At 61.3% G+C, this 20692-nt stretch carries 18 protein-coding genes; 9 read left to right on the top strand and 9 right to left on the bottom strand.

What is annotated here, in order from left to right; translation table 11 throughout:
• Window positions 1-5: 5 nt before the first annotated feature.
• Genes SM763_RS06950 through SM763_RS06935 form a run of 4 tightly spaced genes read right to left on the bottom strand, consistent with a single transcriptional unit; the run spans window position 6 to window position 4297 of the window.
• Window positions 6-1010 (bottom strand): TRAP transporter substrate-binding protein, encoded by a 1005-nt coding sequence (locus tag SM763_RS06950; RefSeq protein WP_368998073.1) that lies wholly within the window; start codon window positions 1008-1010, stop codon window positions 6-8.
• Between the two features lie 22 nt (window positions 1011-1032).
• The gene (locus SM763_RS06945) at window positions 1033-1521 is read right to left on the bottom strand and encodes a TRAP transporter small permease (RefSeq protein WP_368998228.1); all 489 of its coding nucleotides are present in this window, start codon (window positions 1519-1521) and stop codon (window positions 1033-1035) included.
• Between the two features lie 42 nt (window positions 1522-1563).
• The gene (locus tag SM763_RS06940; protein WP_274831201.1) at window positions 1564-2700 is read right to left on the bottom strand and encodes an FAS1-like dehydratase domain-containing protein; all 1137 of its coding nucleotides are present in this window, start codon (window positions 2698-2700) and stop codon (window positions 1564-1566) included.
• Window positions 2701-2737: 37 nt separating this feature from the next.
• Window positions 2738-4297, bottom strand: coding sequence for an acetate--CoA ligase (locus SM763_RS06935; protein WP_368998072.1), 1560 nt, complete (start codon window positions 4295-4297; stop codon window positions 2738-2740).
• Between the two features lie 149 nt (window positions 4298-4446).
• Between SM763_RS06935 and SM763_RS06930 the strand changes: the two genes are divergently transcribed.
• From SM763_RS06930 to SM763_RS06920, 3 genes are read left to right on the top strand one after another with little or no spacing between them, the layout of a single operon-like run.
• Window positions 4447-5232, top strand: a complete 786-nt coding sequence (locus SM763_RS06930; RefSeq protein ID WP_274833231.1) for an IclR family transcriptional regulator — start codon at window positions 4447-4449, stop codon at window positions 5230-5232.
• A 3-nt stretch (window positions 5233-5235) separates the two neighbouring features.
• Window positions 5236-5658: a PaaI family thioesterase gene (locus tag SM763_RS06925; protein ID WP_368948494.1), complete on the top strand. Its 423-nt coding sequence runs from the start codon at window positions 5236-5238 to the stop codon at window positions 5656-5658.
• Window positions 5655-6881, top strand: coding sequence for a CaiB/BaiF CoA transferase family protein (locus SM763_RS06920; RefSeq protein WP_368998071.1), 1227 nt, complete (start codon window positions 5655-5657; stop codon window positions 6879-6881). Before SM763_RS06925 ends, SM763_RS06920 begins: the two co-directional genes overlap by 4 nt.
• On the opposite strand, the gene SM763_RS06915 is transcribed toward SM763_RS06920, so the two are convergent.
• Both SM763_RS06915 and SM763_RS06910 read right to left on the bottom strand, forming a co-directional pair.
• Window positions 6878-9397 carry an ATP-binding protein gene (locus SM763_RS06915; RefSeq protein ID WP_368998070.1) on the bottom strand — a complete coding sequence of 840 codons (2520 nt, stop codon included), beginning with the start codon at window positions 9395-9397 and terminating at the stop codon, window positions 6878-6880. The genes SM763_RS06920 and SM763_RS06915 overlap by 4 nt on opposite strands.
• A gap of 6 nt (window positions 9398-9403) precedes the next feature.
• Window positions 9404-10126 (bottom strand): response regulator, encoded by a 723-nt coding sequence (locus SM763_RS06910; protein ID WP_368998069.1) that lies wholly within the window; start codon window positions 10124-10126, stop codon window positions 9404-9406.
• A gap of 248 nt (window positions 10127-10374) precedes the next feature.
• On the opposite strand from SM763_RS06910, the gene phnD reads away from it, so the two are divergent.
• The 6 genes from phnD (at window position 10375) to SM763_RS06880 (ending at window position 17642) form a co-directional block, all read left to right on the top strand.
• On the top strand, window positions 10375-11358 hold the full coding sequence (phnD, locus tag SM763_RS06905; protein WP_368998068.1) for a phosphate/phosphite/phosphonate ABC transporter substrate-binding protein: 984 nt from the start codon (window positions 10375-10377) through the stop codon (window positions 11356-11358).
• 124 nt (window positions 11359-11482) lie between these two features.
• Window positions 11483-12256 (top strand): phosphonate ABC transporter ATP-binding protein, encoded by a 774-nt coding sequence (phnC, locus tag SM763_RS06900; RefSeq protein WP_065271712.1) that lies wholly within the window; start codon window positions 11483-11485, stop codon window positions 12254-12256.
• Complete coding sequence (phnE, locus tag SM763_RS06895) at window positions 12253-13047, top strand: phosphonate ABC transporter, permease protein PhnE (RefSeq protein ID WP_368998067.1); 795 nt, start codon at window positions 12253-12255, stop codon at window positions 13045-13047. The genes phnC and phnE (SM763_RS06895) overlap by 4 nt, the downstream gene beginning before the upstream one ends.
• Entirely contained in the window at window positions 13047-13856 is an 810-nt protein-coding gene (gene phnE, locus SM763_RS06890; protein ID WP_065271714.1) for a phosphonate ABC transporter, permease protein PhnE, read from the top strand. The genes phnE (SM763_RS06895) and phnE (SM763_RS06890) overlap by 1 nt, the downstream gene beginning before the upstream one ends.
• 188 nt (window positions 13857-14044) lie before the next feature.
• Window positions 14045-14965 (top strand): sulfite exporter TauE/SafE family protein, encoded by a 921-nt coding sequence (locus SM763_RS06885; protein ID WP_274830440.1) that lies wholly within the window; start codon window positions 14045-14047, stop codon window positions 14963-14965.
• Between the two features lie 238 nt (window positions 14966-15203).
• Window positions 15204-17642 (top strand): ATP-binding protein, encoded by a 2439-nt coding sequence (locus tag SM763_RS06880; protein WP_368998066.1) that lies wholly within the window; start codon window positions 15204-15206, stop codon window positions 17640-17642.
• Between the two features lie 117 nt (window positions 17643-17759).
• Here SM763_RS06880 and SM763_RS06875 read toward each other — a convergent pair whose 3' ends face one another.
• From SM763_RS06875 to dctP, 3 genes are all read right to left on the bottom strand, one after another.
• Window positions 17760-19076, bottom strand: a complete 1317-nt coding sequence (locus SM763_RS06875; RefSeq protein WP_274838712.1) for a TRAP transporter large permease — start codon at window positions 19074-19076, stop codon at window positions 17760-17762.
• Window positions 19077-19087: 11 nt separating this feature from the next.
• Window positions 19088-19588, bottom strand: coding sequence for a TRAP transporter small permease (locus SM763_RS06870; protein ID WP_274830437.1), 501 nt, complete (start codon window positions 19586-19588; stop codon window positions 19088-19090).
• A 63-nt stretch (window positions 19589-19651) separates the two neighbouring features.
• A complete protein-coding gene (dctP, locus tag SM763_RS06865) occupies window positions 19652-20623 on the bottom strand; it encodes a TRAP transporter substrate-binding protein DctP (protein ID WP_368998065.1) in 972 nt (323 codons plus the stop codon).
• Window positions 20624-20692: the final 69 nt, after the last annotated feature.

Genomic DNA, 20692 nt, shown 5'->3' with positions numbered 1-20692 from the left:
CGGGCTTACTTCGAAGTCAGGGCACGATAGTTTTCGAGAACCGCCTCTGCGCCATCCGCATTGATCCGCGCCAGCCAGTCCTGGCCAACCAGTTTCATGCTGTCGGTGAGGCTTGCCAGTTCCGCGTCAGAGAAGGTGTAGGTGTCGATTCCTTCGTCCTTCCACTGAGTGACAAGACCTTCGACCGAGTCGTCCTGCGCCTTTGCCACATGCATGGCCGTCTCTGCGCCCAGCTCCAGCATCTTGGCCTGCACATCCTCGGGAAGGTCTTTGAACAGGTCACTGCGTACGACCATTACAAAGCTATAGCCGCCGAAGGATCCGTTGGTGGAAATATGACTCACCACCTCGTTGAGCTTGTAGCCCGGCACCGATGCCAGAGGGAACAGAACCGCGTCGAGCCGTCCGCGTTCTAGCGCCGTGTAGACCTCTGGCCCCGGGATCGAGATACCCACTGCACCCATGGAGCGGGCCGTCATCGCCTGTGTCGAGCCAGACGTCCGGATATCCAGCGCCTTCCAGTCTTCCGCCAGACCAAGCCGTTTCTTGGCAAGCACCTGATAGGGGGGCAGCACGAAACCGAAGATCGGCGTGACACCTGCCGCCAGCAGTTCCTCGCGCAGCGGTCCCTCCTTCAGCATCGCCTGAAGCGCCTTTGTACCCTGCTGGGCCGAGCTGTAGAACCCCGGCAAGCCGACCACCGAATTCAGCGGCAGGGATTCCGCGTGATAAAGCGTGCCCAGAAGCGCCGCGTCGAGAATACCGTTGTTCACGGCATCCAGCTGTGCCTTGGATTTTGCCGCCTGCTGCGACGGGAAATGCTGGAACGAGACCGCACCTCCGGTGGCCTCTTCCACCGCTGCCATCCAGCGCGTGGTGCCCTCGATCGACACGATATGGCTGGTCGACTGGAAATCCCCAAGGCGCAGCGTCTCGGCAATACCGGCTGTTGCGGTCATGCCCAGAGCGATGATCGCGGAAACCGCAGTGATCTTCTTCAAGGTCTTCATTTCGTTTCCTCCCATTGTTGGTTTATCGGGTGAGATCTGGCTCCGCAGGACGGAACACATCATGGATCAGCCGCAGGACCAGCACACCGCACCCAAGAGGTGCGACGGCATAGGCCCACCCGAGCGGCCAGTCGATCACGCCATACTCGACCTCGTGATGCGCAAAGGCACCCCAGGCAAATTTCGCAGACATGAAGGTGATCGCGGCAAAGAAGGTGGCAGGCAGAAGCAAACGCGCCTTTGCCAGCAGCGTTCCCCAAAGACCGGGGAGGGTCTCTGGGCCAAAATCCAGGGCGAGATGACCACCGTCCCGGAACACCCGCGACAGCGACAGGGTCGCCAGCGCGGGCATCAGGTAGAGTTCGGTCAGTTCGAACTGGATCTGGACCGGGCGGTTCGCGATCAAACGCAACAAGATATCTGCGTTGATCAAGACCGCTACGGCGACCAGGGAGAGGCACCCGGCAAGATGCAGGGTGTCCTCGATTTTTCTCAGCGTGCGTTCGATCATGGTCAAACCAGCCTCCCTTCTGGTTGACGCGAGAGCCCAGGCTTAACGCTTGGGCAGCTCGACGATTGCAGAGCCCATGGCGGACATTTCGCCATCCTGCTGTTCTGCACGTTGCTGGATTTCAAGCAGATAGCGACCATCTTCCTCATACTTGCGAATGACGGTGCCGTGGATCAGGATGATGTCGCCTTCGGGGTTGTGCCGACGCACCTGGCATTTCGCCTGCCGCAGGAACCCATCATCGCCCATCCAGTTGGTGATCTGATGTGTCAGCCAGGACGTCCGCTCGGGACCATAGTCATAGGCGCCGGGCGCACCAACTTCGAGCGCGAATTCCTCTTCCCAGTGAACCCGTTCGGGACAATCTGGAATGCCGTAGCGGTTCTTCGGACCTGCGCTCGGGTGTTTCTGCTGCAACTGCCAGGCAAGCTTGTTGGCCCGGATATAAAGACCGCCCCAACCCTGCGCATAGGCGATGAAGCCGGTGGCCGTCATCGGCCCCTTGACCATGGTCGGCAGCTCGGTGCCTTCGGAAACGTCATCCCAATAACGGGTCTCGGCGCCGCGGATTTCTTCCTGCTCGTAATACTTGTAGTATTCTTGCAGTTCGGCCTCGGTCCAGACACGGCGGCCCTTCTCCTTGGCTTCTGTATATTTGGTGCCATTCTCGCGCGCCTGATCACGGTCGGTGCGGAAGCACCAGCTGTCAGCATCCGCCACAAGATCGCCCGTCGCAGTGTCATAGAAATCGACGTGATAGATCTGCTGGACGGCTTTCCCTGCGAAACGGGTGTCGTGTTCGACCAGATCCTTGAGGTAGGCCTCGGTGCGGAATTCCATGTTGCGAGTGATGGTCTTGTGCCAGTTCCAGTTGGCCCCCGACCACATCGCGTGCACGCCCGGCAGGCCACCCACATAGCCCGAGATGATCCGGTTCGTCGCGAACAGGAACGAGGGCAGCGCGATCACATCGCCATACTTGGTGGTCTTGGCATAGTCCGGATCACACCACAGCGGGTTGTCGTCACCAATGCCATGGGCGTAGTGGCGAATGTTGTCTCGGGTCGCTTCATAGCACCAGGGCTCGACCGTTTTTTCGATCTTTACGCCAACGCGTTCGCGCAGATCGTCAAGGCCTTCCTCGGTGATCTTCGGAAATTTCCGGGTCATTTCATTCATTCGTTTTCCTCCTAGAATTACGTCTGGTGCGCGCGGATCAGCCCGCGGTTTCCAGTTGTCTGGCTTGTTGATCTCTCAGGATTTTTCGGTTCACCTTGCCTGCCGGGGTTTTTGGCAGTTCGGTGACAAATTCGATCTGGCGGGGGTATTCGTGCCGCGCGAGCTTGGAGCGCACATGCTCCTGGATGTCTTCCTTGAGCCCGGCAGTCTCCGCTGTTTTCAGGATAATGTAGGCCTTGACGACCTGACCGCGCAGCTCATCCGGGGCGCCGATCACACCACACTCGGCAACGGCGGGATGGCTCAGCAGCGCATCTTCGACCTCAACTGCGCCGATGGTCCAGCCTGCGGAAATGATGACATCGTCCGCCCGGCCGCCGTGGTAGAAATAACCATCCTCATCGACCCGCCCCAGATCTTTTGTCGGGAACCACTTGCCCGCCTTTTTGACCATGAGCTCACCGGTCTCTCCGGGGTCACAGGGCGAACCATCGTCGTGCTGGACCTGCACTTCGACGCCGGGAACGGCCTTGCCCATGGCACCGTCCCGCACCTCCAGATCATTCGCACCCGGATAATTGGCAATGATGACACCGATCTCGGTGGTGCCATACATCGAGCGGACCTTGGTGCCGAAGACACGTTCCACATAGGCGGCGGTTTCGCTGTCGATCGGCTCACCCGTGAAGGAGAGCTTGTCGAAATGATAGGTGAAATCCTCTGCCCGGCCGGAGTTGCGCATCATCCGGTAATGGGTCGCCGCAGCCGTGAGGTTGCTGATCTCGAAATCGTGCAGGGCCTGCAACAGGCGTACCGCGTCAAACTTGCCCGAGAACGTGCCGGTCGACACGCCAAGGGCCAGCGGTGCCAGCGTGCCGTGCCAGAACCCATGCCCCCAGGCTGGTGAGGACGGACAGAAGAACCGATCGCCCGGGCGGATGCCCGTTGCATAAAGCGCCGCGACCATCAGCGTCACTATGGAACGGTGGTTGTGCTTCACCGCCGCAGGCAGCAGGCGGGTGGTCCCGGATGTGTATTGCAGAACGGCAAGGTCGTTACCCGCGGTCGAGCATTCGAATTCGCCGGGAAAACCATCCAGTCCATCAAGGAACTCTGCATCTGCGACAACAACCCGTTCGGCGCCACCTTCGACGGCTTCCGGCGCCTTCTCTGCGTTGGTGAACAGGATCTTCGGCGCGCAATCCTCGACCCGCAGGCGGATCCCGTCAGGACCAAAAAGGGTGAACATCGGAACCGCCACGGCACCTGCCTTCATCGCGCCGAACATGACGCAGTAGAAGGGCAGCGACGGCTCGATCATGACCGCGATACGGTCACCTTTCTGGACGCCCTGCGACACCAGATAATGCGCAACCTGGGAGGACCGGCTGGCCAGTTCCGCAAAGGAAATGATCTCATCCTGCCCCGAGGCGTGCGCAATTCGCAGCGCCGTGCGATCCCCCGCTGCGTGGCGGTCCACGCATTCATGCGCAATGTTGAAGTTGTCGCGATCCCCATCGAAGAGCGCCCAGAGCGCATCCTTCGAATAGTGCGTCAGCGCGTCAGCGTAGGATGTGAAATCCGTCAGGCGTTGCATCGCCAATCCTCTCCCTTTCGTCGTCCGGCAAGCACGTCATCGCGGCCTGCCCGTGTTCGTTGACAACGGTAGGGATCAGGATATGTTATTGTCAATACGCTATAATTATTGTATATACGCAATGAAATCAAGCGTTACAGAGGTATAAAATGGCCGCAAAATCAGCAGAGACCACGACCAAGAGACAGGTGCCCGCCGTCACGCGAGCCATTGCTATTCTTAGGTTTTTGGCGCGTTCGGACGAACCGGTGGGCGTCAATCCGATCGCCCGCGAGCTCGAACTGGTGCCCAGCACCTGCCTGCACATTCTGCGGGTGCTTCAGGATGAGGGACTCGTCGATTTTGATTCGAACACCAAACGCTATTCGATCGGAATCGGCATCCTGCCCCTGGCCCGTTCGGCCCTTCAGAAGAACACCTTCTCGGTTCTGGTGCAGCCGCTGCTTTCTGGCCTGTCCGAGAAATTCGGGGTGACCTCCATCGCGACACAGGTGGCCGAACCGTCCCAGATGGTGGTCATCGCACTGTCGCAATCGACCCTGCCCTTCCGACTTCAGGTCGACCTTGGCAGCCGCTTTCCCATCCTGATCAGCGCCACAGGCCGCCTGTTTGCCGCCTTCAACGTCACCGACCCCGAAGAGCTGCGCAGCGGTTTTGACAAACTGGTCTGGGATCACCCGCCCAGCTTTGACGACTGGCTAACCGAAGTCGAAGCGACCCGCGCGCGCGGTTATGCGGTGGACAGGGGAACCTACATCTCGGGCGTGACGGTTGTCGCGGCGCCGGTGTTCAACGCCGCCGGGCAGATGATCCGCTCTCTGGTCGCCATCGGTATTTCAGAACGGATGGATGACAAACAGGTCGCTGCGCTCGCGAAATCCCTGCTGAAGCTGCGCGACAAAATCGAAGCCATGCAAATCGAAACGAGGAGCTAGACAGTGACCCAACTCACCGAACAAACAGGCTGGAAAGAGCTGAAGGCCGGTCCCTTCATGGATGGGATCGGCCCCATCCTGAAGACCAGGGCGCTGGATGGCAGCAATATCTATGGGCTGCGCACCGATGCTTCCCATTGCAACGCCATCGGTTCGGTGCATGGCGGCGTGGTCACCGGGGTGCTGGATCAAGCCATCGCCATCGAGGCCTGGAATGCGGCCAATCGGCAACCGACTGTCACGCTTCAGATGGATACGCGCTTTGTCACCGCTGCGCGCGCCGGTGACCTGCTGGAAGCCAGCGCAACCCTGCGCCACGCGACCCGCTCAATGCTGTTCGTGGACGCGGATCTGCACGCAGGGGAACGCCTGGTCGCCACGGCAACAGCCGTCATGAAAATAATCGCAAAGAAGGACACACCATGAGCACGCAACAGGAAGAGCAGCAGCGACGCGGACCGCTGGCAGGTATCAAAGTGCTGGATTTCTCGCGCATCCTGTCCGGCCCCTATGCCAGCATGGTGCTGGCCGATCTTGGCGCAGAAGTGGTCAAGGTCGAACCGATCGGCAGCGGCGATGAAACTCGCAACTTCCCGCCCTTCAAAGGTCCGCTGAGCCATTATTTCATTGCCCTCAACCGCAGCAAGAAAAGCATCACGCTGGATCTCAAATCCCCCGAGGGGGCAAAGATCGCCCGTGACCTTGCGCGCAAATGCGACGTTGTACTCGAAAACTTCCGCCCCGGCGTGATGGATCGGCTGGGTCTTGGCTATGAGACGTTGAAAGCGGATAATCCCGGGCTGGTCTATTGCTCCATCACCGGTTTCGGGCGCAACAGCCCCCATGGCGACAAACCCGCCTTTGATATCGTGGCGCAGGCGCTGTCCGGGGTGATGGATGTGAACCGCGAACCGGGACAGCCCCCCAACAAGCTGGGCATTCCGCTCGGCGATATGGCGGGCAGTATCTTTTCGCTGTTCGGTCTGCTCGCTGCACTGGTGGAACGCAATACGACAGGACAGGGCCGCCACGTGGAAATCGCAATGCTGGACAGCCTGATTGCCATGCAGGGTTATCTCTCCCAGATCTATTTTGTCAGTGGCAACAGCCCGCAGCCGGTTGGTACCCGTCACCCCTCAATCGTGCCTTACGGCGCCTTCCCGACCAGGGACGGCCATGTGATCGTCGCCTGCCTGACGGAACGGTTCTGGCACAACTTCGCGCGCTGCCTTGGGCGTGAAGACCTGATCACCGACCCACGCTTCGCCGAGTATGAGAAACGGCTGGAAAACCGCGACGCGCTGGAGCCGGAAATCTGCGAAATCATGGAAAAAGACACCACGGAATACTGGCTGGGCCGACTGACCGAATTCGACGTACCTAATGCGCCGATACTCAGCATAGCGGAGTCTCTGGAACAGGAGCATGTCGCAGCACGCGGGCTGATTGAAACCGTGACGCACCCGGACGTGGGGGACATGCAACTGGTGCGCGGACCGATCCGGTTCGACGGCGAGGGCCCTGCCCCCGCGCGCGCGCCTGCACTCCTCGGCGAACACACGCGTTCGGTGCTGTCGGACTGGCTGGGATATGATGAGGAAGAGGCCCGTGCCCTAGAAACACGCGCCGCGGCACCCGGCGCAGGCTAGGCCTCAGGTCTTTGTGCCGTCTGGGTAATCAGACTGCGGATGTCCGCATCCGTGACCGGTTTGGCCAATGAGGCCAGGCCGGGACTGCCGCGCAGGCTTTCCGGGATCCGGCCAATTCGGCGTGTCGACATCAGGATCAGTTGGCAGTCCGGATGCAGCCCGGCGCCTAGCTGCAGAAGATCCCAGCCTGATGCACCATTGTCGAGATTGAGATCACTTAGCAGCAGGTCAAGCTTTGGCAACTCCCGGATCTGCGCTGCGCCTTCGGCAAAACTGCTGGCCCGGTGCAGGGTATAGCCGATCCGCTCTAGCGCCTTGCCGGCCGAGTCGAGATAGGCCGGGTCATCATCGACCACCAGTGCCGTACCGGGCGCCTGCAGCGCGACCTCCTGTGGGGCCTCCTCAGCCTTCAGCGGCGGGAAATTCAACGTCACGGTGGTGCCCCGCTCCGGCGGCTCGGTGCGGGAGGCGATATCCAGACGCCCGCCGGATTGGTGCACGAAGCCATCGACCATCGACAGGCCCAGCCCGGTGCCGCTGCCGTCGCTGCGATTGGTGAAAAACGGCTCGGTTGCGCGATGTAGCACCTCGGGTGTCATACCACAGCCATCGTCACGGATGCTGAGCTGGGCGCCGCCATCCTGCCCCGTCGCCACCGAGACGCAAATGCGGCCAGCTCCCTCAATCGCCTGACCTGCGTTGACGCAGAGGTTCAGGATGGCGCTTTCCAGCTGGCCCGGATCGACCAGCGCATTGACAGGCTCTGTCGGCAAATCAAAGTCCAGCGAAATGTTTTCCGGCAGAGCAATTTCCAGAAGGTCGGCCATACCTTCAACCAGCATCGACAGATCGGTCACCTGCGGTTCCAGATGCTGCTTGCGGGCAAAGGCCAGCAAACGCTCGGTCAGGGACACGCCAAGATCCACCGCCGAGCCGATGCGGGTCCGCAGGTACCGGGCCTGTTCGTCATCCGCCCGTTTCAGAAGGTGCAGGTTGCCAGAAATACTAGACAGGATATTGCCGAAATCATGGGCGACCTCACCGGCGACCTTGCCCAAAGTTTCCACACGGCGGATTTCCTCCAGCCGTTCATCAATGCGCTTGCGTTCAGTGGTTTCCGACAGCAACCAGACCGCACCGCCATCGGGCAGCGGCGAATGGCGCAGCTCCAGAACATGGCCAGAGGCATCGGTGTATTCCTCAAATCCACCGCGCTCCCCTGCGCTCACTTGCCGAGTAAAGGCAGAGCGGTCGATCAGCGCCTGCATATTCGCCGGTTCTTCCGCCTCCTCCGGCGGCAGGCGCAACAGGCTGCGCAGCTTGTCGTTCTCGGCCTCGATCCGGCCATCGGCGGCACTGATCGCCACGCCATCCTTGATGTTGCGGAACACGCGGGAAAACAGCGCGTTCTGACGGCGGATCTGGCCGGTGCGACGGTCCAGCTTGCGCGCGTTTTCGCGAAATACCTGAAAGGCGGCGAAGAGCTGACCGATCTCATCCTCGGACACCCGGGCCCGGGGCAAATCGCTGCGGTGATCCCCGGCGGCCAGTTTGCGCATGGCATCAGCCACACGGCGCAGGTTGCGGGCCACATAGCGCGACACGTAGAGCGACGAGGTGATTGCCACCAGAAGGCTCATCAGGGTCAGCGCCAGAAAGGAATTCTTGGCAACGCCAAGGTTGTCGGAGGTCTCTGCGCGCGCCTGCGACAGGCGGGCCTCTGCCTGCGCGACCTTTTCTTCGGCATAGGTCGAAATGCGGCCCGCCTCCTGCCGGATACGGAACAGGGCGTTCTCCGCATCAAGCTGCGCGGCAAGCTCGCGGTGCTTCAGCACGAACAGGCTGTCACTGCGGCTGAGAGCTGTTTCGATCTCGTCAAAGGTGGCTTGGTGGACAGGCGTCAGGCGCGGAGTGATCTGATCACGGGCACGCTTGTAGCGTCGGCTGAATTCACCGAGTTCGATCAGCGCATCCGCCCGCCCCGCGCCAATGGCGCTGGCGGTCAGTCGTTGCAGACCGGCCCAGACTTCGCGCTCTGCCAGCGACAGCGTGGTATCGCCCGACAGCCGCCGCACCCGCCCGTTCAGACGCAGCATGTCCCGGTCGATCGCGGTGAGCTCCGCCTTGCGCGCAGTCTGCGGCACCAGCGCGGTGGTCAGATCATCAATCGCCAACCTGAGCCGGGCCAGCGGAAGGTCCAGCGCCGGGTCGCGGGCGGCATGGTCTTCGATGCTGCGCAGGTTCTTCAAGACGCTTTGCGCCTCCTGCTCCAGCTGGAAGGGGGGAAACAGCGCATAAAGAAATGGGGCAGAGGTTGCCAGATCCGCCGCCCGGCGGGACAGGTCCAGCGCATCGGACACTTCGGTCAGCGTGTCCTGATGCAGAACATTCATCCACATCTCGGTCCGGTTCAGCACCCGCATGCCGATCAGGCTGACCAGCAGGATCAGCCCGAACAGAACGGCAATGGCAGCGGAGAGGCGAAACCGAACGCTGAGACGGGAAAGCGCGAGCATGCGACGTCAGCCCGGCGACAGGTGAAAGATATAGCCCTGCGCGCGGCGGGTCTGCAGATGCACCGGTTTTGACGGCACCGCCTCGATCTTGCGCCGCAGACGCAGGATCAGCACGTCGATGGTCCTGTCCACATAGCGCTGCATGTCCGAGCCGAGCTCCTCCAGCAGTTCCGGACGCGGGATCACCCGGTCGGGGTTGCGGGCGAAATAATCAAGCAGCCGGTACTCGGCATTGGTCAGCGGGATCTCCTCGCCTTCCGCGTCCAGCAGACGGCGGGTTTGCACATCCAGCCGCAGGGTACCAAAGGCGATTTGCTGTCCCGGCGCGGCGCTGGGTTTGGCTGGACCATGTCCATAACGGCGCAACACGGCGCGGATACGGGCCACCAACTCGCGCGGGTTGAAGGGTTTGATCATGTAATCATCCGCGCCGGTCTCCAGCCCGATGATCTTGTCGATCTCATCCCCGACACCAGTCAGCATCACGATGGGGATCTCGTAACGCTCGCGGATATGGATCGCCAGCGTCAGCCCGGATTCGCCGCGCAGCCGCAGATCGATCAGCGCCAGATCCACCGGCGGCGGGTCGCCAAGCGCATGAAAAGCGGGAATATCGGCGCAGCAGACCGCATCGAACCCGCTCTCGCGCATCAGCGCTGACAGCGTCTCGCGCACGTCCGGATCATCGTCCACAATGGCAATGAGCGGCTCTGTCCTGCCGTCCTGCATCACATCCTCCCTCACCGCACCTCCTGCGGCCTTCGCGGGCGGCATACTGCCAAGACCCGCCATGATACGCCAGCGGGTCGACAGAGCTGTGATGCAGTTTGAAACATTGTTAACATGAAAGCTGGCTTCTCGCTGTTTGATTAACAATACGCGCCTAGCATGCGCCGGATGCGGGTCTTTATCTTCGCCCCACCAGCGCCGCGATGGCGGGAGTGTCTCCCGGCACCGGCGTTCCAAGGGAGGAAAACATGGTAAAATTCTGGACCGGCGCCGCCACGGCACTGGGCGCTCTGACGCTGAGCGCAATCACCGCAACCGCAGCCGAAGACTGCGCCGAGCGCGGCGCGCTCGACATGCTGTACTGCGATGCCAACGGCGATCTGGTGGCTGACACCCCCACCGATCCGGCCAAGCTGAGCAACCCCGACACCCTGGTCTTTGCCTATACGCCGGTCGAAGACCCGGCAGTCTATGCCGACATCTGGGAACCCTTCATCGCACATCTGGAAGAAACCACCGGCAAGGACGTGCAGTTTTTCGCAGTGCAGTCCAACTCGGCCGAAGTCGAAGCGATGCGTTCGGGCCGTCTGCACGTTGCGGGCTTCTCGACCGGACCGACACCCTTTGCGGTGAACCTGGCCGGCGCCGTGCCTTTCGCCATCATGGGCGCTGCGGATGGTCAGTTCGGTTACAAGCTGCAGGTCTTTACCCAGGCCGACAGCGACATCAAGGAAGTGAAGGATCTGGCAGGCCGCCGCGTGGCGCATACCTCGCCGACCTCGAACTCCGGCAACCAGGCACCGCGCGCGCTGTTCCCGGGTCTGGGCGTCGAGCCCGACAAGGACTATGAAGTGGTCTATTCCGGCTCGCACGATCAATCGATGCTGGGCGTGGTCGCAGGCGATTATGACGCCGCACCGGTGGCCTCCGAAGTGGTGGAACGCATGGCCGAGCGTGGTCTCTATGACACCGCCGACGTGCGCAAGATCTGGGAAAGCGATCCCTTCCCGACGACCTCGTTCAACGTGGCGCACAACCTCGACCCCGAACTGACCGCGAAGATCAAGGAAGCTTTCTTTACCTTCGATTTCGAGGGCACCAAACTGGGTGACGAATTCGAAGGCGTCAGCAAATTCATCCCGATCACCTACAAGGATCAATGGGCGGTGATCCGTCAGATCCAGGCCTCCAACGGTGTGGAATACACGCCGCAGGGCCTCGCCGGGAACTAAACCCACCAGACCCGAAGATCCGGCCGACCACAGGCGTCGGCCGGACACTCCTGCGGCCCCCCGCGGCTTGCCCCCTACGGGCAACGCGGCTGGGGCATGGCCGCGCTATGTCCGAGAGGCCGTCATGCTAGAAATCACCAAACTCACCAAACGCTACGGATCGGGCGATCCGGTGCTGAAGGAGCTGGACCTGACCGTAGAGGGCGATCAGCTGACCTCGGTCATCGGATCCTCCGGCGCGGGCAAAAGCACCTTGCTGCGCTGTATCAACCGTCTGGTCGAGCCGACTTCGGGGTCGATCAATCTGAACGGCACCGAGTTCACCACCCTTGGCCGCCGCGATCTGCGCGCGGCGCGGCGCCGTATCGGTATGGTGTTTCAGGGTTTCAACCTGATCGATCGCCTGACGGTAATGGAAAACGTCCAGTCCGGGCGCCTTGGCTATATCTCGACCTGGGCGGCGCTGACCCGGCGCTATCCGCGCGAAGACATCCGCCACGCCTATGAGCTGATGGAGCGGGTGGGCATCGCCCATTACGCGGACAAACGCGCGGATGAGCTGTCCGGCGGTGAACGTCAGCGTGTCGGTGTGGTACGCGCCCTGATGCAACGCCCTGAAATCCTCCTGGCGGACGAACCCACCGCCTCGCTGGACCCCAAGACATCGGAACAGATCATGTCGCTGCTGCGGGACCTCGCGAACGAGCTGAACCTGCCGGTGATCATCAACATCCACAATGTGACCGAGGCCAAGGAATACAGCGACCGCATCGTCGGCATGCGCTATGGCCGGATCATCTTTGACGACCTGCCCGATCAGCTGGGTAAGGACGAAATGGACGAAATCTATGCAGGCGTTCCGGCAGAGGACCGCGCCGAGGTCGGGGCGGCGGCATGAGCACGGTCAAGGACACCTGGAAAAAGCCACCCTTCATCGCCAACCCGGTGATGCGCTACGGGCTTTATGCGGCCGTGGCGATCTATTTCGTCATGACCCTGGCCACCCTGCCCATCGATTGGGACCGTGTGGCGGACGGGATGAGCCGCGCCCAGCGCATCTTCAGCGGGGCATTTCCGCCCAGCTTTGACCGCGCCGGTCTGCTGTTCGATGGTTTCATGGAAAGCCTGAAGATCGCCATTCTGGCCACCGTCGGCGGCATCGCGGTTTCGGTGCCGCTGGCCTTCATGGCGGCGGGCAATATCGCGGTGAAACCGGTCTATCTGCTGGGCCGCGGCATCATCATCGTCGCGCGCAGCTTTCACCCGGTGATCGTTGCAATCATCTTCGTCAAGGCGGTGGGCTTTGGTCCCTTTGCCGGGGCGCTGACGCTGGTGGTCTATTCCATCGGTTTTGTGGCGAAACTGCTGGCCGAACGGATCGAGGAAATCGACTTTGGCCAGGTCGAGGCCATGCGCTCTGCCGGGGCCGGGTTCATCGCAACGCTGGCCTATGCGGTGATGCCGCAGATCATGCCGCGACTGGTGGGTCTTGGCATCTACCAGCTGGACAGCAACCTGCGCGCCTCTGCCGTGGTCGGTATCGTCGGCGCGGGTGGCATCGGCGCCACGCTGGCCAATGCATTCGGGCGCTATGACTACGACTTTGCCCTCGCCATCACCATGGTCATCGTCGGGGTGATCCTGATCTCCGAGGCGGTGAGCGGATTTATCAGGAAGCGGATCGCATAATGACCAATCAGTCTTTGAACCAAACGCTCGACCATTGGTCCCGCTTTACCCTGCGCCAGCGCCTGATGCGTTATGGCGGGCTGGCCCTGACCCTGCTGATCGTTGGCTGGGCACTCAGCAGCATCGACGTGATCTGGGCCTGGGTCTGGGACGCCCCGTCGCAGATGGCGGATCTGTTTGGGCGGATGATGCCGCCGGACCCGAGCAACCTGCCCTCGATCCTTGAAGCAATCTGGCAGACAGTGAATATCGCCACCCTGGCGACGATGATCGCCGTCGTGGTCTCGCTGCCCGTTGCCTATATCGCCGCGCAGAACACCACGCCGAACAAGTTCGCCCTGTGGGTCGGGCGGTTCATTCTCGTCTCCTCGCGGTCGGTGAACACCATCATCTGGGCGCTCCTGTTCGTGGCCATTTTCGGCCCCGGCATCGTGGCGGGGATCGTGGCGATCATGTTCCGCTCCATCGGGTTCCTCGGCAAACTGCTGGGCGAAGCGATCGAGGAAATCGACCGCAAACCGGTGGAGGCGCTGGAGGCCTGCGGAGCCTCGCGGTTCAAGATCGTGCTTTACGCCATCGTGCCGCAGGTGATGCCTGCCTTTTTCGCCGTAGCGATCCTGCGCTGGGACATCAACCTGCGCGAATCCACCGTGCTGGGCCTTGTTGGCGCAGGCGGCATCGGGATGATCCTGCAAGGCGCGATCGACACCTTCAACTGGCCCGAGGTCGCCATGGTCCTGCTGACCATCCTCGCGCTGGTGGTGGTGGGAGAGGTGGTCTCCTCCTTCCTTCGCAAAAAGGTCCTGTAACTCGGATCCTGTGACTTGTGGCGGCCCGCGCGACGTGGGCCGCCATTCTTCAAGCTCTCCCCCCCGTTCCATCGACAAGCCGGGACCGGAGCGCCACGGTTTTTCACATTTGCAAGCCCTTGTCTTGCGCCGCAGATAGCTTGGCCTTAGGCGTAAAAGGGTCCCCTGCCTGAGTTTAAAACCCTGCCATGCAACTTTACCTGCCCATCGCCGAAGTGTCGGTCAACGGTCCCCTGCTGTTGTCCATTGGGCTGGTTGTCGGCATTCTCTCGGGGATATTCGGGGTGGGCGGCGGCTTTCTGATCACACCGCTTCTGTTCTTCATCGGCATTCCACCAGCCGTGGCTGTCGCGACATCCGCAAACCAGATCGTCGCCTCCTCCTTTTCGGCCCTGCTTTCCCATATCCGCCGCCGAACGGTGGATTTTCACATGGGGCTAGCCTTGATGGCCGGGGGGCTGGCGGGCTCGACCCTTGGCATCTACATCTTCGACGCCCTGCGGCAGCTGGGGCAGGTCGACCTTCTGGTCAACCTGTTCTACGTGTTCTTCCTGGGGCTGGTCGGCTCTCTGATGTTCATCGAAAGCCTGAACGCCATCCGCAAGGCACGCGCACAATCGGGAACACCAAAGCGCAAAGGTACCAGGCGTGACTGGGTGCATGCCATGCCGCTGCGGGTGCGGTTCCGCACCTCCGGACTTTATATCTCGGTCTTTCCGCCGCTGATCGTCGGCTTTGTCGTCGGGGTATTGTCGGCGATCATGGGGGTGGGCGGCGGTTTTGTCGTGGTTCCGGCGATGATCTATATCCTGGGCATGCCGACGAAGGTCGTGGTCGGCACCTCCCTGTTCCAGATCATATTCGTCTCTGCCTACACGGTGATGATGCACGCCTATACCAACCACACGGTCGATACCGTTCTGGCGGTGCTGCTGATCGTCGGCGGCGTGATCGGCGCCCAGATCGGCACCCGTATCGGGTTGCTCCTGAAGGCCGAACAGTTGCGCATCCTGCTGGCGCTGCTGGTGCTTGCCGTCTGCTTGAAACTGGGGCTTGATCTGGCCTTGCAACCGACCGAGTTGTTCTCGCTGACCCACGTCATCGGGTGAGGCTGGCCTCAGCCACCTGAACGCCTCGCTCTCTCGCAACCAGAGCCTTTGGCGCCCTCGTTCTTCCGCATCGCTTCAGCGAAGAAAAATTGACCATACCTGCTGTTTGGTCGTCCACTGGGCGCAAATTTTACCACGGCTGGGGACTGACGTAAGATCGTCTATTGAAACTTCCTAAAGGAACTATCGAATATACCCACAAGGGGTTGATGGCCTTCCGGGCCGGATATGGATAGCAATGATTGAACCTCAGTTTCTCGACGATGATCTACGGTTGCAGTTTATTGCAGACCTGCGCATCGACTTCCGGAAACCCACTCCGGAAATCCAGGGCCTGTGCGATCTGGCCGCGCAGCTGGCTGGCACTGACATTGCTCTTGTCTCGATCGTAGGGGAACGCGAGCAGGTCTTTCTTGCGAGCACCGGCATGGGAGAGACGCGAAGCACCGCGCGTCAGGTTTCCTTCTGCGGGCATGCGATTTGCGACAAGACCACTCTGCTTGTGCCCGACACCCACAGGGATGAACGCTTCACCGATAATCCGCTTGTATTGGGCCCGCCGTATATCCGGTCCTATGCCGGGGCCCTTCTTGAGCCTGAACCGGGGCGCCCGATCGGCACCGTCTGCGTCATGGGGCGGGAACCCAGCAGCTTTTCGCCGGACGTTCTGGCCGGTCTGGAGAAGATCAGCGCTGCAGTGAGTGCGCTGCTGCTTGCACATCGCGACAAACAGAGGCTTGCAGAGGCCGCCTCCCAGAGCGCCCGGATCGCGTTTTGGTCGGACATCATGGAGGAGAGCCTCGAGGAGATCTACGTACTCGATCCCGGCACGTGGAAATTCGTCCTGGCCAACAAGGCTGCAAGGGATAACATCGGCTATTCGATGAACCGGCTGACCGAGTTGACGCCGCTGGACCTTGATCCGAGACTGGATCCGGAACGTTTTGGCATGACGGTGCGAAACCTGATGCAAGGCCAAAACACCTACCGCAGGATCAGTACAGATATGCTGCGGGCGGACGGGTCGACCTATCCGGCAGAGATCACACTGCAACGGGTGTTTAACACCAGCCCGATGATCGTCTGCTACGTGCAGGATACAACCGAACGCTCTGCCGCCGAAACCGCAGCCCGAGACGCACATGCCAGATTGCAGGCCGCCATCGAGGCGCTGACCGATGGTTTTGTTTATTTCGATGCTGATGAACGGCTGGTGCTGGCCAACAGCCGCTATGTCAACATGTTCTCGGCTGAAACAGCCCCCCTGGTCAAACCGGGTCAATTGTTCGAAGTGATACTGCGCAAGGCGGCCTATGAGGGCTATTACGCCGGTACGGAAGGCGGACGCGAGGAAGAGTTCCTGGCGAAACGCCTTGCGGCCTTCCGCAACCCGTCAGGCTCCAGTCTGGTAACTCTGGAGGACGGGCGCGTTTTCCGGGTCTTCGAACAGCGCACCCCCGATGGCGGCTGTGTCGGACTGCGAGTGGATGTCACTGAACTCCATCAGGCACGGGCGCAGGCAGAGGCGGCGAATGCGGCCAAGTCGGCGTTTTTGGCCAATATGAGCCATGAAATTCGCACGCCGATGAATGGCATCCTCGGGCTGGTGCAAGTGTTGACGCAGACCGAACTCGATCCGGCCCAACGCGAAATGGTCGAGGCAGTTCAGGGCTCTGCCGAGGGGCTGCTGAGCATTCTGAACGATATTCTGGATCTGGCACGCATCGAGGCGGGCAAGGAAACCTTTGACACGGCCCCGTTCAGCCCGGCGCAGGTGTTGCGGGATGTGGCGCGCATTCATCAGGCTGTCGCCCAGCAAAAGGGGTTGGACCTGCGGCTGGAGCTGGCTCCTGAGCTGGAAGGCACCTGGGTCGGCGATGCGCGCCGGATCGGGCAGGTGATCCATAATCTTTGCGGTAACGCACTGAAATTCACGGATCAGGGCCACGTCACCCTGACAGGCAAGGTGTCCACGGAAGGCAATCTGCACCTTTGCGTTTGCGACACCGGGATTGGCATGACGCCAGAACAACTGCGCCGGGTGCGCAACAAGTTCGAACAGGCCGACAACTCGATCACCCGAACATTTGGCGGCACCGGTCTGGGGCTGGCAATCGTCACCGAGCTGACCGAGATGATGGGCGGCGATTTTCAGATAGAGTCGCAGCAGGGACGCGGGACCGAAGCGCGTGTCATCCTCCCCTTGCAACGCGGTACTGCCCCCACTGAGGCAAAAGAGACACCAACGGCTGTCACCGCGACCACCTCCCACCCTGCCGCTCCGATGCGCATTCTCGTTGCCGAGGACAACGCCACCAACCGTCTGATCCTGAAAAAGATGCTGTCCAAATTGGACCATGACCCGATCATGTGTTCGGACGGGCAAGAGGCGCTTGATACCTGGCAGGCGCAGGAGGTCGATTGCCTGCTGTTCGATATATCAATGCCGCGGCTCAGCGGTCTTGAGGCGCTTGCCAAGATCCGCCGACACGTCGCGGACACGGGCGGAGAGATGCCGCCTTCCGTCGCCTTCACGGCCAACGCGATGCCGCATCAGATCGAAGAGCTCAAGGCCGCCGGTTTCGATGATGTTCTGACCAAGCCGATCCGGTTTCAGGACCTGTCAGACTGTTTGACCAACCTCGCAGCCCGGGCCGCAAGCCCCAGCAAGGTCTAGCGATATTGTTGGGAGCAGCTGGTTCTACCTTTGATGCCAAACCGGCCCCTTATTTGCATGAGAGCCAGCAGAACGCTGGCCCCCTTCACTTTGCAAACAATGCGCCAATTCAGGGCCTTAATCCATCATCAGCCCCGGCAGCCATGTACCCACTGCAGGCTGCCAAACAAGCAGCCCAAGGATCGCGAGCTTGATCACCAGAAACGGCGTCACGGCTGCATAGATCTGCTTCATGCCGATCCCGTCAGGGGCGACCCCGCGCATCACGAACAGCAACAGGCCGAATGGCGGCGTCAGCAGGCCGATCTCCATAGTCAGCAGGTAGACAACCCCAAGCACCAGATCATTGATCCCCAGTTGCGCGGCCAGTGGCACGAAGACCGGCACCGTCACCATCAGCATCGAGACCTGATCGATAAAACAGCCAAGCAGCAACAGGATCACGATCATGCCGATCAGCACGCCAACCGGGGTCGGATCCACCGCGTTGATCGCCTTGATCAATCCGTTGGTGGCACCGCTGAAGGACAGGATCTGCGAAAAGGTCTGACTGGCGGCCATGATGAACAGGATCATCACCGACAGCTTTACCGTCTCGATCAGGGCCTTGCCGATCTTCTCGAACGTCAGCGCCCGGTAGGCGGCCCCTGCGCCCAGCGCCGCAAGGCACCCCAGGGCGGCGGATTCCGTCGGGGTCGCAATCCCAAGAAGCAGGCTGCCGATCACCACCGCGAACAAGGCGCTGAGCGGTGCCACGTAGATCAGGAACGGCCGCCACCGCTCGGATAGGGACATCGTCGGCAGGTCATCCGGCGGCGCGACCCGCGGGTCCATCAGGCTGCGCAGGATGATGTAAGCCACGAAAGAGCCCGCAAGCAGCAAGGCCGGGATAACGCCTGCGACTAGGAGACCAGAAATGGAAATGCCCGCAAGGCTGCCGACCAGAACCGCAAGGGCCGAGGGTGGGATCAGCATGGCGATGGCGCCCGATGCCATGATCGGCCCCATGGCCATGGTCGGGTGATAGCCGCGTTTCAGCATGCCCGGCATCATGGTCGAGCCGAGCATCGCGGTATTGGCAATCGTCGAACCAGACAGCGCCGCAAAGATCGTACCACCAAACACCGTCACCACCGACAGGCGCCCGGGCACCCGAGTCACCACCCGCTCGATCGCGTCGATGGCGCGATGGGCGATGCCGGTCTGGAATAGGATCTCCCCCATCAGGATGAACAGGGGAATCGGCGCCATCTGAAAATTCGCAACCGATTGCGTGGCATTGCGCGCCAGTTGCAAAAGGCCCCGATCTCCGCCGAGGATTTCAAAGGCTCCGATCATGGTCACGGTGATAAAGGCAAAGGCCACCGGCAGCCCCAGAAGGAGCAGAGCGGCCAGACCGCCCAGCATCCAAGAAAGCGTAACAATCCAATCCATCAGCAGGTCTTTCAGAGGCCAGTCAGCGGCGCATCATCCTGCACCGGACGCGCAATCTTGCGCAGGAATTCAAGGGTACAGAGCAGCATCGACGCGGGCAGCGGGATGAAGGTCCACCATTCGGGGAAGGTGAAGGCCGTGCGCACCATGGAGCCGCGGCCCTGCGATTGCATAAGCGCCTCGAACGCGTACCAGCCCATCACCGCGCAGGTCGCCGCGCCGATCAGGCAGGTCATCACCAATGCGCCGCGCCGCGCGGCAGGCGGCAGGGCGCGAGTGATCAGATCGACCTGCACATGGGCATTGATGTGCAGCACCCAGGGCGCCGCCAGAAAGGTTGCTACCATCAAGGCGTATTCAATCGCATCAAGCGCGCCGTAGATCACCGGCAGGCCAAGATTGCGCAGAACAACGTTGAGCGGGATCACCAGCGTGATTGCCGCGATCAGGCCCGCGCTCAGCACAGCCAGAGCGCGCAACAGCGCTGAGAAGGGTTTGTCGAAGAGTGTCATGGCGGCTCCGATTGGGGGCGGCTCTGAAGAGGGGCAGCCCCGACCAGAGCCGCCCCTCTCGTGTTACTTCAGCAGGCAGGCCTGCAGCTTTGCGCCAAGGTCGGCGTCGATCTTCATGACCTCGCCCCAGCCCTCTTCCTGAGCGGTGGTGTTCCAGGTCGCGGCGGCCTCGCCTTCAAAGGTCAGCGTCTCGATACCGGCATCAGCCTGTGCCTTTGCCTCGGCCGCGTTGCGTTCGACGTTCATGGCGTTCTGCTCTTCGATCCAGGCCGCGCCCTTTTCCAGCAGCGCGCGCTGTTCGTCATCCAGACCGTTCCAAGCGTCGAGATTGACGAGGAAGTTGACATCGACCTGATAGAACCCCGGATCGACGCGATAAGCTGTCTGTTCGTGCCAGCCAAGATCCAGAACCCCCTGGCTGGGCCAGCCGTATCCGTCGATCGCACCGCGCTCCAGTGCGGTATAGACCTCGCCCGGGGCGGTGCGGACCAGTGTGGCGCCCAGTTTCTCGAACATGGCGCGGTAAACCGGCGTGGTGCGCAGCGTCAGACCGGTCAGGTCGGGGCCTTCCAGCGGTTTGGTCAGATAGAGGTGATAGTTCATGTGATCGCCGACGCGGGCGAGATATTTCACGTTCATCTGGTCCTGGTGGATGCTGTCGACCAGTTCATAACAGCCGTTTTCGCGCTGCTCCTGAATGGTGTTCTGGGCCAGATGCAGCGCATCGCCAGTGGGCACGAGGTTCGGGTAGTAGGCGGTGGTGTTGTTGGCAATATCGACGATGCCAGCCTGCACCGCGTTGCCCAGTTCGAACGGCGGCACGGCTTCGGGGCCACCCAGAAGCTCGATCTGGACCACGCCCTTGCCGTTCTCGTTCACCCAGTCGACGAAGGCTTCAAAATCGCGCGAGAAGGTGGTGCCGGTAGCAAATGCGGTGACAGCCCGCAGCGACACCTCCTCCGCCTGCGCGGCAGATGTTCCCAGAGCGGTGGCCGCGACAAGCGCAATGGTGGCGGCAGATGAACGGAAAGTCATGTGTGTCTCCCTGACTGAAATCAGGCGCGCCCGTGGACTTTTTGAACGTCCGGTTGTTGTTTGGGCGGC

It is taken from the genome of Pseudophaeobacter sp. C1-32P7 (assembly GCF_041008775.1).
GTDB classification, from domain to species: Bacteria; Pseudomonadota; Alphaproteobacteria; order Rhodobacterales; family Rhodobacteraceae; genus Phycobacter; species Phycobacter gallaeciensis_A.
This window is presented reverse-complemented; position numbering and strand designations above follow the sequence as displayed.